The following is a 15,087-nucleotide window of genomic DNA, read 5'->3' as shown; positions in this document are numbered from 1 at the left end:
GACGGGAGAACGCGGATAGCGATCGTTACGGCTGGCAGGCCGGGCAATAATAGACCGAGCCGCCCATGTATGCTTCTTTGGTAATGGGACCGCCGCAGACGGGGCAGGGGGCGGTCCAGGTGAGTTTTGACATCTTTGTAAGGTATCTTCCGGGGTTGCCGAAGAGGTCACGTTCTGTATCCCGTCCTCCTTTTTCCGTCATCTCGCGCAGGACAGAGACCGTGCAGGTGAGCAGCCTGTCACGATCCTCAGCCGTCAGTGTCTGCAATTTTCTTCTGGGATGTATCCTTGCTTCAAACAGGATGTCCTGGAGTACGCCGTTGCCGATCCCAGGAAAACGCTGCTGAGCCGCTAAAAGCGCTTTGGCGCTGAGTCCCGGCTTGCTCTCGTTTAAAACCTTGTGATAATAAGCGGCAAACTCCGGCTCAAACGGAGACACCGCATACCTGCTGCTCTCATAATATTCATTATAATAGTTATCCCGGTGAAGAATGATACCGCCATACATGGCTACGGAGAATACAAGCGCACTGCCGTCATCCAAGACTGCCAGGAGCTGATAGTCCTTCGGCAGTTTTTCTGCCTGCAAAAGACGCACATTCACGCCGTCGTTGAAGCTTAGCTTGTATCCCTCCTCAAACAGGATTTCTGCAAATATTCCAAACCCCTGCGCCCCGATGATCTTTTTCCCGGCCAGAACTCCGTCATAATCCGATGGTTCTCCGTTGAACCAGCAGAACTTATGCTTCTTCGTCGGCGGCAGGACCTGGACGACTGTTCTTCCTGTGACATAATTCTGAAGCTGGGATGAGATGTTTCGTACTTCCGGTAGTTCCAGCATGGCGCTTCCTCCTCGTTATTGTTCCTGTATTTTCTGCTTCTACATTTTCTGTTCCTATATTTTCTGCTCCTGCATATTTCATTTGTGCAGATTCCGTCATCTGAGACTGTGGTTATATCATACCAGATAAAACCTGACATCTGCTGTCATATTCCTCTTCATAATCTGTACATTTAACAAAAATTAATAACGCTGTAAATCCATAAAACCGGAGAAACAGTACTGGCTTTATAAACAAATGGACACAGAAGGCATTTGCAGATACCCTCTGTGTCCAAATCGAAAGGATCGTTTATTTGGGATTGCGCAGCATCACATCATGTGCTCCGCCTTCCACAATACTGGTGGAAGAAACCAGCGTGATCTTGGCTTTCTTCTGCAGCTCCGCGATCGTCAGCGCGCCGCAGTTGCACATGGTGGAGCGCACCTTGCTCAAGGTTAAATTCACATTGTCCTTTAAGCTTCCTGCATAAGGCACCAGGGAATCCACGCCCTCCTCGAAGGAAAGCTTCTTCTCTCCGCCCATATCGTACCGCTGCCAGTTCCGCGCCCTGGCGCTGCCCTCGCCCCAATACTCCTTCATGTAGCTTCCGTTGATATTGACACGCTTGGTCGGGCTTTCATCGAACCGGGCGAAATACCTGCCCAGCATGACAAAATCAGCTCCCATGGCAAGTGCCAGAGTGACATGATAATCGTGGACGATCCCCCCGTCAGAGCAGATCGGAACATAAATGCCGGTCTCCTCATAATAGGCATCCCTGGCTTTCGCCACCTCGATCAGCGCCGTCGCCTGGCCTCTGCCGATTCCCTTTTGTTCCCGGGTGATGCAGATCGCTCCGCCGCCGATCCCGACCTTGACAAAATCCGCTCCCGCTTCCGCCAGGAAACGGAATCCTTCGGCATCCACCACATTGCCGGCGCCTACCTTTACAGCGTCGCCATAATTCTTCCTGATGTAGTCGATGGTGATCTTCTGCCACTCGGAAAATCCCTCTGAGCTGTCAATACAAAGCGCATCCGCACCTGCCTCTATAAGAGCCGGGACGCGCTCCTCATAATCTCTCGTATTGATGCCTGCGCCCACCATGTAACGCTTGGAACTGTCGATCAGCTCGTTCTCATTCTGTTTGTGGGTGTCATAGTCTTTGCGGAACACCAGATAGACAAGCTCCTGATTCTTGTTGACCAGCGGCAGGCAGTTGATCTTGTGCTCCCAGATGATATCGTTGGCCTCTTTCAGTGTGGTATCCTCATCTGCATAGACCATGTGCTCCAGCTTTGTCATGAATTCCTTTACTTTGGTGTCCGGGGTCATGCGGCTGACACGGTAATCCTTGTTGGTGACGATGCCCAGCAGCTTTCCATTGGGACTTCCGTCCTCCGTGACCGCTATGGTGGAATGCCCGGTCTCTTCCGTCAGCCGCAGCACGTCTGACAGCGTCATCTCCGGAGAAACATTGGAATCGCTTACCACAAACCCGGCACGGTAACGCTTTACCCGTCTTACCATGGCCGCCTGCTCCTCAACCGGCTGGGACCCGTAGATAAAGGACATACCGCCCTCCTGGGCAAGCGCCACTGCCAGCCTGTCGTCCGAGACAGACTGCATGATCGCGGAGACCATTGGGATATTGATGGAAAGAGCCGGTTCCTCCCCTTTCCTGAATCTGACCAGGGGAGTCTTTAGATCTACCTCCGAAGGAATGCACTTTGTAGACGAATATCCCGGAATCAAAAGATATTCACTGAACGTTCTGGATGGTTCTTCATAATAAAATGCCATGTCACGCCTCCTTAGAAAACAAGTACTGATTTTGTTTCATAGTAACATAACCAGCTGCCCATCGTCAATTTAATTCTTGTCATCCTCTCCCCGCCCGCGCAATATTCAGCACATGATCCCCGATCCGCTCAAAATCCGTCAGGATCTCCGAATAAAGGATGGAAGTTTCCACATGGCACTTTCCGTTACCCATGCGCCGGATCTGGTTGGCGCGGAATTCCTCGGCCTGATCATCTATATACTGCTCCAGTTCCCCCGCAAGCCGCACCCTGCTCTGGATTTCCTCCTGCCCGTTACCACCGAACCATTCTTCAGTCCCCATCCATCCCGTATCACAGAGAAGCCCCATGGCCCGGCTGCAGGATATCCGCATCAGCGCAAGCTCCGCTTTCGCCTGCTCAGATAACTCCAGCCCCTGCTCCATCATCGTTTCCGCATAACCCGCAATATTTTTCGCGTGATCCCCGATCCGCTCCACATTTCCCGTGATCGTAAACATGCGGTGCAGGGCATCCACCTCATATGGAGAATGCTCCACCGTGAGAACTTTCGAGATCTTCCTTGACAGCCGGGCATTCATAAGATCGATCGTATTCTCCCGTTCCCAGATTCTCTCCAGCTCCTCCCGGCTTTTCTCCTCAAACGCCAAAAAGCTCTTCTCTACATTCTCTGCGGCCAGACGTACCATACGGCCAATGTCTTCATTCAGCTGCTTTCTCGCGATCACTGACACGCCCAGAACATGATCGGAGGACAAAAGCTCCTCGAACCAGCGCTCCTCCTCCGCCTGCTGACGCGGCTTATCCGGCAGAAGCTTTCTCGCCAGCCACGCAAGCTGCGCGCCAAAAGGCAGCAGCATCAAGGTGGTAGCCACGTTAAACAGGGTGTGCACATTGGCGAGCTGCGCGGCAGGGTTGTCCGGCGTGAGGCCCGCCACCATGTGGGCAAAGGGCCAGACCAGGCAGATCATGGTAAATACCGCCGTACCGATCATATTAAACATCAGATGGATCAGCGTAGCGCGTTTGGCATCCCGGCTCGCCCCGATGGATGCCAGTGCAGCTGTGATGCAGGTCCCTATATTCTGTCCGAACAGTACAAACACAGCACTGTCAATCCCGATCAGCCCGCTCACCATCAGCGCCTGCAGGATTCCCACCGAAGCCGACGAGGACTGGATGACTGCAGTAAAAGCGGCTCCTGCCAGGATCCCTAAAAATGGATTGGAAAAAGTGGTCATCAGCTGTACAAAGGCTTTTGAATCCTGCATGGGAACCAACGCGTCCCCCATCATTCCCATCCCTAAAAAGAGGATACCCAGACCAGCCACGATCCCGCCTGCAAACTGGATATTCTTTCTTTTGACAAATAAGACCAGCGCCACACCCACAAAGGTGATGAGCGGCGCCAGCGCGCCGATGTCCAGAGCGATCAGCTGCCCGGTGATCGTCGTGCCGATATTGGCGCCCATGATGATCCAGACCGCCTGCTTTAAAGTCATAAGCCCGGAATTGACAAACCCCACCACCATGACCGTTGTCGCCGACGAGGACTGGATCACCGCAGTGATGCCCGCCCCGACGCAGACCCCCAGCAGCCGGTTGGCCGTCAGCTTCTCCAGGATCTGCTTCATGCGGCTGCCTGCCGCAGTCTCCAGATTCACGCTCATCATCTGCATTCCATACAAAAACAATGCCAGCCCGCCCAGCAGGCCGAAAACCGATTGCATCTTCAATTTTTCCCTCCCTGTATCCGTGATGTTCACGGAGCGCCACCTTTCATCAGTCTGCCGCATATTCTGTAACTTTACCAGAATACAAAAAGACATAGCCCGCGTTCTCTAAGGCGCGGGTTATGCCCTCTATTCTGCTGCATGTTTATGCTGAAATATCTGTCTGCCGTTGTGACAGCCTAAGCCGCCATCATTGCCAGTCACTTCCATATATGCCGGTCATCCTTTCCAAAGGCTGGTATTCCTCCGATTACGATGCCATTATATGGGTCATTTCCCTCTTCTGTCAATGCGGACGGTATGATTTTAACAGCATTTTTATGTGGGTTCACCATCCGCGGCGCTCCACCTCATCTCTGATTGCGGTACTACTCAAACCAGCTGTGTCCGTGCTGAGAAAGAAGCCTGTCCGCCTCCTCCGGGCCGCTGCTGCCCTGGCTGTAAGGGTATGCCGGAAGCCCTTTTTCGCGGTACGCTTCCCGCACCTGATCCACGAACTTCCAGCTGGTCTCCACCTGGTCCCACTGGGAGAACCAGGAGCGCTCCCCCCGCATACATGAGCTAAGCAGCCGCTCATAAGCCTCCGGCGTATTCATCCGGTTCGCCAGAGAACAGTTCTGGCAGAAATCCATCTTTGCCTGAACGATCTCTTCTGTCTCCCCCGGCCGCTTGATGTTGAACTGAAGATATACGCCCTCCGTAGGCTGGATCTTGATATTTAAGATATCCGGCTCCACGCCCTCTGCGGGGCTTTTAAATACAACCGCCACCTCCATCTCACGCTTTCCGAGTTTTTTCCCGGTGCGGACATAGAAGGGCATCCCCCGCCACCTGTCATTGTCCACGAAAAGCCGCAGGGCGGCGTAAGTCTCCGTTGCCGAATCCGGATCCACAGACGGCTCACTGCGGTAACCCTCGTATTGGCCCAGCACCATGTCCTTTGCGATATCCTCCGGTACGTGGAGGGACTGCAGTACCCGGATCTGCTCCTTGTGCATATCCTCCACCGCAAGGCTTGCCGGACGTTCCATCGCCACAATGGAGAGGATCTGGAACAGGTGGTTCTGCACCATATCCTTTAAGGCCCCGCTGTGGTCATAATAACCGCCCCTGGTCTCCACCCCCACCTCCTCCAGCGCTGAGATCTGGATGCAGGCAACATGGTCCGCGTCCCATACATTGCTGAATATGGGGTTTGCAAAGCGGATGATCTGAATATTCCGCACCATCTCTTTTCCAAGATAATGATCGATCCGGTAAATATGGTCCGGTCTGAAAAACGCCTCCATCGCTTTATTAAGCCCGGCAGCAGCCGGGAGATTTTCCCCGAATGGCTTTTCTATCACAGCCTTGCCGTCCCCGGCTCCTTCTACCTTCTGAAGCCCATTGACAATGGTGCCAAAAAATCTGGGTGCAACCGCGAAATAAAAAATATGATTTTCCGCTTTCATGCTCTTATAAAAGGCGTCAAGCCCCTTATAAGCATCCTCATCTGTAAAATCCATGTGATAATATACGATCTTGCCCGCCAGCTTTTTGTATATCTCCTCACGGAAACGCAGCCTTGCAAACTTCTCTACCCATCCTTTAGCCAGATCCCGGTACATCTCGCTGGTATAATCCCGCCTTCCGATGATCACGATCCTGGTACAAAGCTCCTTGTCCTCTGCCGCCTCAATATTGTAAAGGGCCGGCAAAAGCTTTCTGAAGGTCAGATCCCCGGTCCCTCCAAAGATTGTAAATACCTGTTCTTTTTCCATGTTAAACCCTCCACTCGTGATGGAATGTTCCCTCCCGGTCCGTCCGCTCATAGGTATGGGCTCCAAAACAATCCCTCTGGGCCTGGATCAAGTTCGCGCCCACCGGCATTCCGCGGAACGCGTCAATATACGCCGCCGCCTGGCTCATGGCCGGCACGGGAATCCCACTTAATATACCCGTACTCAAAATATTTCTCAGGCTCTCCTGTCCACGGTTGATCCCGTCCCGGAAAAACGGATCCATCATCAGATTTTGCAGCTCCCTGTTTCTTCCGAATGCTCTTGTGATATCATCCAGGAACCGGGCCTGGATAATGCAGCCCGCCCGGAAGATCGCCGCGATCCTGCCAAAATCCAGCTCCCAGCCATACTCTGCGGATGCGTGGGACAGAAGGTCAAAGCCCTGGGCATAGGCCGCGATCTTTGCCGTATAAAGCCCTTTTTTCACCATCTCCCCGAATGCCTTTTTGTCCTCCGCAGTTTTCACTTCCGGAGCTTCAAACAGAGTTCTCGCCTCGTTCCTCTCTTTTAAACGGTTTGACATGATCCTGGCGTTGCAGGCTGCCGTGATCATGGACACGTTCACCCCCTGCTTTAAGGATTCCAGGCTGGTCCACCGGCCGGTCCCCTTCTGCCCCGCGCTGTCCGCGATATAATCCACCAGCTCCCCGTCTGAGAAATCATCCTTCTCCCGGAAAATATCTGCGGTGATCCCGATCAGGTAGCTTTTCAGCTCCCCTTCATTCCACTCAGAGAATACTTCTGCCAGCTCCCGGTTTTTAAATCCTCCGGCATATTTTAAAAGCAGGTAAGCCTCCGCGATCAGCTGCATATCCGCATACTCAATCCCGTTGTGGACCATTTTCACATAATGTCCCGCGCCGTCCGCACCCATATAGGCACAGCACGGCTCTCCCTGGGCCTTCGCCGCGATCGCCTCCAGAATCGGAGCAATGTACCCATAAGCTTCTCTGTCCCCGCCCGGCATAATGGACGGGCCGAACCTGGCTCCCATCTCCCCGCCGGAAACCCCCGTGCCAAAATAATAGATCCCCTTTTCCTTTAAGGCTTTTTCCCGTCTCCTTGTATCTTCAAAAAATGAGTTCCCGCCGTCCAGGATCACATCCCCCTCCTCAAGAAGCGGGACCAGCTGCCCGATGACCATATCTACAGGCTTCCCCGCCTTGACCATAATGAGGAATTTCCGCGGCCTGTCCTGGGACCGCACCAGCTCCTCCAGATCGTAAAACGGCACAAAATTCTCATGAGGATGCTCCGCCGCCACTGCATCCGTCACCGCTCTGCTCCGGTTGTAGCCGCCCACCTTAAATCCATGATCCGCCATATTGAGGGCAAGGCTTCTGCCCATCACCGCCAGCCCGATCACCCCGATCTCTGTCCTGTTCCCACTATGTTCTCTCATATGACTGCCTCCTGTCTGTCCTTCTTTCCAAATGCCAGCGCCACACCCTCCGGTAAAAGAATGCGGTGCCGGACCGCTCCTAAAAGCCCGCTTTCCATATCTCTCTCCATACATACGATCCCGCCCTCATAACGGTTCACCACAAGCAAAAACCGTTCATCGGCGCTTAAGATCATATCCCTCGGATGCACCCCTCCGCAGGATACATACTGGATGGGCCTGATCCTGGTGCCCGCTGCCGCATCTTCCCTGATTTCAAACACCGCCACAAGGTCGGCTCCCCTGACGGAAATATACAAAAACCGTTCATTCCCCGCAAGCCTGATGGCTGCCGACGCCGCGTCAGCGTTTCTCTCCTTCCCATCCTCAGGCAGAACGGGCAGGACCCGGTCCAGTATAAACCCGCGCCCTTTCACGGTGAACAAAAACAGCTCATTGCTCCACTCGCTCACCACATAGAATCTGGTATGCTCCCGGTTAAAAACACCATGTCTGGGGCCGCTGCCCTCCGGAAACCGGATCTCTCCGGCCGGTTCAAAGCCGCGCTTTCTGTCAAAGATCCGAATCCGGTCCTGTTCCAGACAGGGGACCATCAGATCCCCCTCATGCAGCAGGATCTGGTGACAGCCCGCCCGCTCTCCGTTTTCTATCCGTTTCACCAGGGATGGCTTTCCCGCTCCCAGATGATACACCATCACATTTCCCTCGTGGTAATTGGCCGTATATACATAACCGTCCTTCTGCAGGATATAACACGGCGTCTGATGCTCCTTAAGGATCTCCTCCTCCCGGCTCACCGCACCGTCCACCAGTTCCAGAAAACAGGTTCCCGCACGTCCCTGCCGCTCAACCGGCACAGCCAGGCAATTGCCCTCCGCCGAGACCCACTTTGCATTGGGCGCTTCGTAAAACAGCTCCGGCTCCGTCATCCTGCCGCTCTCCGGATCGAAAGAGAAATGGTAGATCCCCCTGCTCTTCTCTGAATAGTATGTCCCGATATATCCGTCTATAGCATTCGATGTCATCTTATCTTTTCCTCCTGTCCTGGAATCAAATAATACACAGTTGAGCCGCTGCCGCTTTCGCAGCTTCCTGCTTCTGCAATTCTTTCATCTCTGAACACATACGCTCACCGCCCAATCTGTTTTATTTTTATATCTGTTATTATAATAGTAACAGTTTATAAAGTCAACGTTTATTTAAATTATTTTTAGGTTCCGGTTCCTGATCCGCGTGTTTTCCTCCATTTTCCGAAACATCTGGCTTGCTGGTCATATAATATAGAAACATATTTTCTTTTTCATGAGGTAAAAGATGGCTAACGACAACAGAGGTTCCATCATCCGGCAGGGCAATTTCCTGCGGATCAACAATGCGCTGGTGGAGGACGTTTCTTTTTCTACCAGGAACACCGGATATATCATAATCTCCTACTCTTCTTCCATGCCAAATGGATTGACTTCCATAGAACAACTTCAACTGAATATAAATAACAATACCGTTATCCTGAACCAGTCCGGCCTGCCGATGTGTTTTTGTGATCTGCGGAAGGGGATGTGGATCGACGTAACCTTCTCCTCCGCCATGACCAGGAGCATCCCACCTCAGGCGAATGCATTCATGATCATTGTAAGGCGTACGCCCCAAACCCGCCCGCCTCAGACCTTTCCGCCTCAAATAGTTCCGCCGCAGACTTTCCCGCCCCGCACCAATACGACCACAGGACGGATCGCAAGGGTGGATGCAGCCAACAATCTTCTCTATACCGGTACTCCGGGCAATTTAAACAGCCAGACACGATACGTCGTGACGAATTCAACCCTGATCCAGAACCGGAACGGGCTTCCGATCCCCTTAAGGCTGCTGCGCCCCGGCCAGACAGTCCGGATCACCCACGCAAACTTCCAGACGGCAAGCATTCCGCCGCAGACGACGGCATTCCGCATCCAGGTACTGTAAGTATCTGCATGTTCATGGGATTATAAAAGCGCAGGGACAAAAACCTGCGCTTTTTTTGATCTGACCTCTATTCTGTTATTGTACCGTTTATCTGGACACTCTCACCTTCCTGAGTTTTCCTTTGATCGGCTTGTCCTGCAATGCCTCCAAAACCAGGCTGCCCTTTCCGTTTAAGATCTCCACATAAGTCAGGCTGTCCCTGACATCAATGATCCCGATATCCTCCGGGCTCATGGTATCGATACTGCAGACAGCTCCCACAATATCCCCGGACCGCATCTTGGACTTTCTGCCGCCTCCGATGGACAGCCGGGTTATGGCCTTGTTGAGGGCCGCGCCCTTTCTCGCCTTCGGCTTCACCGTCCTCTTCTGGCTTTCCCAAAACCGTTTGCGATCCGTCTCGTTTACCTGTGGGCACTCCTGGACAGGAAGCTCCATGCCGATGTACGCTTCCACCTGTCTTCTCATATTCTCGTCCAACGGGCACACCAGGCTGATCGCTTTCCCGCATCTTCCATTCCGCCCCGTCCTGCCTGAACGGTGGACGTAGGTCTCCCTGCCTGTAGGGAAATCATAGTTGATCACATGGGTCATATTCTCAAAATCAACGCCTCTGGAAGCCACGTCCGTGGCGATCAGATAGCGGATGCCGCCCGTGCGGAACTGGTCGATGGTCCTTAACCGGTCCCGCTGTTCCATCTCTCCATGGATCATCCCGCAGGCTATACGGTCCCGCTTCAGCTTTTGATACAGGACGTTCACCATCTCCCTTGTCCCGCAGAAGATCATGCAGCTCTCCGGATTTTCCTGCATCAGTATCTTGAGAAATACGCTGTATTTATCGTCTGTCTCCACCTCGTAAACCACATGCCCGATCTCCGGCGCTGTTTCTGTCTCAGATTCATGGATGACGGACACCGCATCTGTCATATACTCCTCGATCAGGGTCTTTACGGATTTTTCCAAGGTGGCGGAAAACAGTAAGATCTGCCGTCCCGGCGGAAGCAGTGATATGATCTGTTTCACATCCTCCAAAAATCCCATATCCAACATCAGATCCGCCTCATCGATGACAAGGCACCCCACCTGGCTGAGCTTCAAGCTTTCCCGGCGTACCAGATCCATCACACGCCCCGGTGTTCCCACTACTACATGGGACTTTTGCCGCAGGGTCTGGATCTGCTTGTCGATGGGGAAGCCGCCGAACACGGCAGGAACCTTCAGCCGCTTTTTTCTCCCGATGTAAAATATCTCATCCCGCACCTGCACCGCCAGCTCCCGTGTAGGCTCCAAAACCAGGGCCTGGGGAAGATTTTCCTCCCAGATGATCTTCTCGCAGACGGGAATGGCAAACGCTGCCGTCTTTCCGGTGCCGGTCTGGGATTTGGCGGCTAAATCCTTTCCCTCCAGGATCAGGGGGATGGCCTCCTGCTGGATGGGGGTTGGCTCTGTATATCCTAACAGGGTCAGCGCCTCCACGATCTCATCTGAAAGTGGATACTGGGAAAATTTATTTGTTTCTGTATGTTGTGGTTTCATTTATGATCCTTTAAGGCCAGCCGCACTCACAGACCGGTCCTCTCTCCGTTTGATTTACAGCAGGAAAACCTTCCGTTTTCTCCACCGCTTATCAGAGTATATCATAAATCCACCTTTTTGCCATCCCTTACCTTGCAGATCAGCTGCGTCATGGTCCCCATGGGACAGTAAACACACCAGGATCTTGGTTTAAAAAGCGCCATCGTGATCATGCCCAGCACTGTAGAAGTCAGCATGACGCTGTAAAATCCAAATCCAAACTGGACGACCCACGGCGCAACCGCCGTCCCATGGTACGCCCAGTGCCATGGCAGCTTGAAGGTCCACAGAAGCGTCACCACTTGCCGCAGGCTGTGCACCCCGCTAAAGACCAGCCAGGTATTCCACAGCATCTGGAAAAACATAATAAAAAAGAAGACCAAAAATCCGTACCGGAACCATTTGCTGCGCAGGAATTTGGGCGGGTCTTTTCTGCGGGACAGGCCAAACCGTCCGCCCAGCAGTGAAAAAGCTGCCCGCGCCCGCAATAACGGTTGCAGTATCCTTTGCCGCCGCCTGCAATGGACATGATCAGCGGAATGAAAAAGCACAGCAGTCCCAACCAGGCAAAAAGGATATTCCAAAAACCCAGCAGCAGATATGCCGTGGAAAATATCCAGAGATAGTCATACCAGTGTTTTTTCATGATGCCTCCTCCCTTACCTCGATCACAGATGCCGGGCATTCCCGGACGCACTTGCCGCAGCCAACGCACAGCTCCTGGTCGATGTCCGCAAAGATCCCCTTTACAATATGGATTGCCGCTCTGGGACACACCTTCACACAGCAGCCGCATGCCACACATTCCGTTCGGGAAACAAATGCCTTTTTCAATTTTCTTTTATCAGACATAAAAAATACCTCCCTGTTTTCTTGTATCTAACATACAGTACAGAAAGATATTTTTCCGTGACTATGTTACAGACAACCTGCAGAAACGTGCCATGTAATTTACATATGTTTCTGGAAATCGGACCTGTTCTCTTGCTTACCCTGTTAAGAGATCTTACAGGTTTAAGGAGAAATTTTATGAAACGATGTGTTCCACTGGAAGAAGCGGCAGAGGCAGTCTGTGACCAAAGCGCGGTCCCCCCGCTGATCTTCCAGCTTCCTCCCGCCCAGGGACGGGAAGTTCTGGAGCAGGCACAGGACGCGCCGGTATATAAATACCCGGCAAATATCGCAGCCTGCACGATTGATACCGGCAGCTGGGGAGCCATACCGGTTTATTTTATCTCACCCCAATGTCCGCTTCCCATTCAAAATGTGATCTTTTTCATCCATGGCGCCGGATGGGTGTTCGGAAGCTTCCACACTCATGAAAAACTGGTAAGAGAGCTGGCTGCAAGAACCAACTCTCTCGTAGTCTTCCCGGAATATTCCCGTTCCCCAGAAGCAAAGTACCCGACTGCTATCGAACAATGCTATTCTATACTTTCCCGGCTGTGGGATATCCTCTCTCCCTCCTTCCCAGATATCGACCGGCGCACCCTGACAGTGGCCGGGGACAGTGTGGGAGGAAATATGACGATCGCCATGACTCTTATGGCTAAAATGAGGGGCGGCCCCTACATTCAAAAACAGCTTTTGTACTATCCGGTGACAAACGCCTGCTTTGACACCCCCAGTTACTGTAAGTTCGCTGTGGATTATTACCTGTACCGTGCTGGAATGCAGTGGTTCTGGCAGCAGTACACCTCCTGCGAGGCAGAACGCAGCCAGATCACCGCTTCTCCTCTGCGTGCTGACACCCAGATCCTCAAAGGCCTCCCCGAGGCCATGATCATAAACGGCCAGGCAGATGTGCTCCGCAGTGAAGGAGAGGCATACGCCGAAAAACTACGTTGTGCAGGTGTGGAGGTCACCGCCATAAGGGTACAGGGTATTATCCATGATTTTGTCATGCTCAATTCTCTGGATCAGACAAATGCCTGCCGTACAGCCATGGACGCCTCCACCGCATGGATCAACCGGAAAAACTCATTCGCCATGTGAAATGCCGCTCCCACAGTTTTAGAAGGCGCCGTTGGGCCATACTTAAAACCCAGCCTCAAAAACCTTATCAAACTCATTATCCAGCACATAGTACACCCGCTTTTCCTTCACCGAATAGACAAACGTAACCCTGGTTGCCCACTCGCCCTCCTGATGCACTTCCCTCAGCACGCCAAGTGCATCAGAGGCTGAAAAATCCACTCCGAAGCCATCCAGCAGTTTTCTTGTCCTCTCATACCGGTCATCCCCAGGAACGAGAAATGGCTTCGTTGTCTCCGGCTGCAGCAGGGAATAATTGGTGATCAGCGAATACCTGTTCTTTTCCAGCCGGTAACCAATTCCCGGTTCGATGATCAGCGCACGTCCCCCTGCGTCCGACAACATGGCCTGCATCGTGGCGTCCGGCGCATAGACAAGCTTTTTCCTCTCGACGATGTCCAGGGCGTCATCCAGGGAAATCTCACCTTTTATAAACTGCTCTGTCAGATCTGCAATGGTGCAGCACTGACCGCTTTCAGAATATTCCCCTGCCGCGTTTCCATGTACATAGAGCAGGGTCCCCACATTTCCGTTTTTGTTAACTCCATGAAAGGAGTGATACTCACCATCCGGCCTTTTGATCCCAATATAAAACCGGTCGGTATCCTTGATGACCGTATGCTCCCACACAGAAAGGTCGATTTCAAAGTTAAATCCGCTTATGGTATCCTTCCCATTATAAATAAATCTTGTGCACATGATCTTTTCCTCCTGATCTTAAACAAATTAATCCTGCTTCGTCAGCCTGTCGATATCCCCAGTTTGGATCGCTGCGAGATATTCTGTAATTTTTTCCTTCGGCCAGTCCCACCACTTGATCTCAAGCAGGGCCAGGACCATCTCTTCCGGAAAACGGCGCCTGATCGGCCTGGCCGGAACTCCGCCCACGATCGTATACGGAGGCACATCTTTCGTCACCACCGCACGGCTTCCAATGACCGCCCCGTCACCGATGGTAACCCCAGCCATCACCACCGCTTCATACCCGATCCACACATCATTCCCAATCACAATGTCCCCTTTATTGTCCCAGGAATCCGTAACATGCGCCCGGTCCAGCCCCCATTCTTCAAAAAACAGAGGAAATGGATAGGTGGACAGGGATTTCAGGGTATGGTTGGCGCTGTTGAAAAGGAATTTTGCGCCACATGCGATGGAGCAGAATTTCCCGATCACCAGCCTGTCGTGATTGATGGGATAATGGTAAAATACATTATTTTTTTCAAACATCACCGGATCATGGATAAAATCATTGTACATGGTGTATTCCCCTACTTCTATACTGGAATCCGTAATGACATTTTTGAGATAAACCGTCTCCCGGTCTCCCGTGCGGGGATAAATCTGATCTTCTTCCCTGTTCATAGTTCTTCTCCCTTGTTGTTTATCATTCAGCCGATTGCTGTACCTCTATATTCTATGCCCTGTTCCGCACCATTTCAATACACCAGACAATTCTGCACTGTTCTTGGTCACGGCTCCTTCGCTATCCTTCTACAAGATCAGACATCGTTTTTCCCTGTATATGCAGAGAGAGACCGCCGCGCTGGTATCTCTGATCCCTCAGCGCGGCGGCCTCCCACCGTTATTTCTGGTAAATGATCTTCCGGATGGTGTAGACAGATAAACAATATCTGTCTGCTAAAACCTCCATGGAAAGTCCATCCCGGTAATCATTTATAATCTTTTTATTTCTTATCTGCAATTCTCTCCGGTACCCGGATAATTCTCCCCAGCGCTTCTGCTGTCCCTGGTCCGCAGGTATATAAAGGTACCCTCCCTGGATGTAATCCTGCAGCTCCCTGATCAGACTGTCCGGAAGAACTGATCTTGCGTTTATATATTTCATGCTGGCTCCCTCCGTATGCATATCATCTAACGGCAGAACCGGCATATCTGTTCAGCGACCAGTCACTACTCCATGCAGGCGTCGCTGTATGCCAGTTCCGCATGGAGCCATACTTCGTTTTGCTT

At 52.3% G+C, this 15,087-nt stretch carries 13 protein-coding genes and 1 pseudogene; 2 read left to right on the top strand and 12 right to left on the bottom strand.

What is annotated here, in order from left to right; genetic code table 11:
- Positions 1–25: 25 nt before the first annotated feature.
- The 6 genes from AB1I67_RS12870 to AB1I67_RS12845 all read right to left on the bottom strand — a co-directional run bounded on the left by AB1I67_RS12870 (position 26) and on the right by AB1I67_RS12845 (position 8,567).
- Entirely contained in the window at positions 26–841 is an 816-nt protein-coding gene (locus AB1I67_RS12870; RefSeq protein ID WP_367030268.1) for a zinc finger domain-containing protein, read from the bottom strand.
- Positions 842–1,133: 292 nt separating this feature from the next.
- Positions 1,134–2,627: an IMP dehydrogenase gene (locus tag AB1I67_RS12865; RefSeq protein WP_367030267.1), complete on the bottom strand. Its 1,494-nt coding sequence runs from the start codon at positions 2,625–2,627 to the stop codon at positions 1,134–1,136.
- 79 nt (positions 2,628–2,706) lie between these two features.
- Positions 2,707–4,356 (bottom strand): Na/Pi cotransporter family protein, encoded by a 1,650-nt coding sequence (locus tag AB1I67_RS12860; RefSeq protein WP_367032616.1) that lies wholly within the window; start codon positions 4,354–4,356, stop codon positions 2,707–2,709.
- A gap of 371 nt (positions 4,357–4,727) precedes the next feature.
- Entirely contained in the window at positions 4,728–6,119 is a 1,392-nt protein-coding gene (gene zwf / locus AB1I67_RS12855) for a glucose-6-phosphate dehydrogenase (RefSeq protein ID WP_367030266.1), read from the bottom strand.
- Between the two features lies 1 nt (position 6,120).
- Positions 6,121–7,542: an NADP-dependent phosphogluconate dehydrogenase gene (gndA, locus tag AB1I67_RS12850; RefSeq protein ID WP_367030265.1), complete on the bottom strand. Its 1,422-nt coding sequence runs from the start codon at positions 7,540–7,542 to the stop codon at positions 6,121–6,123.
- A complete protein-coding gene (locus tag AB1I67_RS12845; protein ID WP_367030264.1) occupies positions 7,539–8,567 on the bottom strand; it encodes a beta-propeller fold lactonase family protein in 1,029 nt (342 codons plus the stop codon). The genes gndA and AB1I67_RS12845 overlap by 4 nt, the downstream gene beginning before the upstream one ends.
- A 289-nt stretch (positions 8,568–8,856) precedes the next feature.
- Between AB1I67_RS12845 and AB1I67_RS12840 the strand changes: the two genes are divergently transcribed.
- A complete protein-coding gene (locus AB1I67_RS12840; RefSeq protein ID WP_367030263.1) occupies positions 8,857–9,501 on the top strand; it encodes a hypothetical protein in 645 nt (214 codons plus the stop codon).
- Positions 9,502–9,588: 87 nt separating this feature from the next.
- On the opposite strand, the gene AB1I67_RS12835 is transcribed toward AB1I67_RS12840, so the two are convergent.
- The 3 genes and pseudogenes from AB1I67_RS12835 to AB1I67_RS12825 form a co-directional block, all read right to left on the bottom strand.
- Positions 9,589–11,040: a DEAD/DEAH box helicase gene (locus AB1I67_RS12835; protein ID WP_367030262.1), complete on the bottom strand. Its 1,452-nt coding sequence runs from the start codon at positions 11,038–11,040 to the stop codon at positions 9,589–9,591.
- Positions 11,041–11,141: 101 nt separating this feature from the next.
- A pseudogene (locus AB1I67_RS12830) lies at positions 11,142–11,725 on the bottom strand (4Fe-4S binding protein).
- On the bottom strand, positions 11,722–11,931 hold the full coding sequence (locus tag AB1I67_RS12825; protein WP_367030261.1) for a 4Fe-4S binding protein: 210 nt from the start codon (positions 11,929–11,931) through the stop codon (positions 11,722–11,724). The pseudogene AB1I67_RS12830 and the gene AB1I67_RS12825 overlap by 4 nt, the downstream one beginning before the upstream one ends.
- A 177-nt stretch (positions 11,932–12,108) precedes the next feature.
- Between AB1I67_RS12825 and AB1I67_RS12820 the strand changes: the two genes are divergently transcribed.
- Positions 12,109–13,074 carry an alpha/beta hydrolase gene (locus tag AB1I67_RS12820; protein WP_367030260.1) on the top strand — a complete coding sequence of 322 codons (966 nt, stop codon included), beginning with the start codon at positions 12,109–12,111 and terminating at the stop codon, positions 13,072–13,074.
- Positions 13,075–13,116: 42 nt separating this feature from the next.
- Here AB1I67_RS12820 and AB1I67_RS12815 read toward each other — a convergent pair whose 3' ends face one another.
- The 3 genes from AB1I67_RS12815 to AB1I67_RS12805 all read right to left on the bottom strand — a co-directional run bounded on the left by AB1I67_RS12815 (position 13,117) and on the right by AB1I67_RS12805 (position 14,962).
- Complete coding sequence (locus AB1I67_RS12815; protein ID WP_367030259.1) at positions 13,117–13,812, bottom strand: conjugal transfer protein; 696 nt, start codon at positions 13,810–13,812, stop codon at positions 13,117–13,119.
- Between the two features lie 27 nt (positions 13,813–13,839).
- The gene (locus tag AB1I67_RS12810; RefSeq protein ID WP_367030258.1) at positions 13,840–14,478 is read right to left on the bottom strand and encodes a CatB-related O-acetyltransferase; all 639 of its coding nucleotides are present in this window, start codon (positions 14,476–14,478) and stop codon (positions 13,840–13,842) included.
- Positions 14,479–14,698: 220 nt separating this feature from the next.
- On the bottom strand, positions 14,699–14,962 hold the full coding sequence (locus AB1I67_RS12805; RefSeq protein WP_367030257.1) for a CD3324 family protein: 264 nt from the start codon (positions 14,960–14,962) through the stop codon (positions 14,699–14,701).
- Between the last annotated feature and the right edge of the window lie 125 nt (positions 14,963–15,087).

Source organism: Clostridium sp. AN503 (genome assembly GCF_040719375.1).
Taxonomy (GTDB): domain Bacteria; phylum Bacillota; class Clostridia; order Lachnospirales; family Lachnospiraceae; genus Brotaphodocola.
The sequence above is the reverse complement of the archived record's forward strand: the minus strand, read 5'-3'. Positions and strand labels throughout refer to the sequence as shown.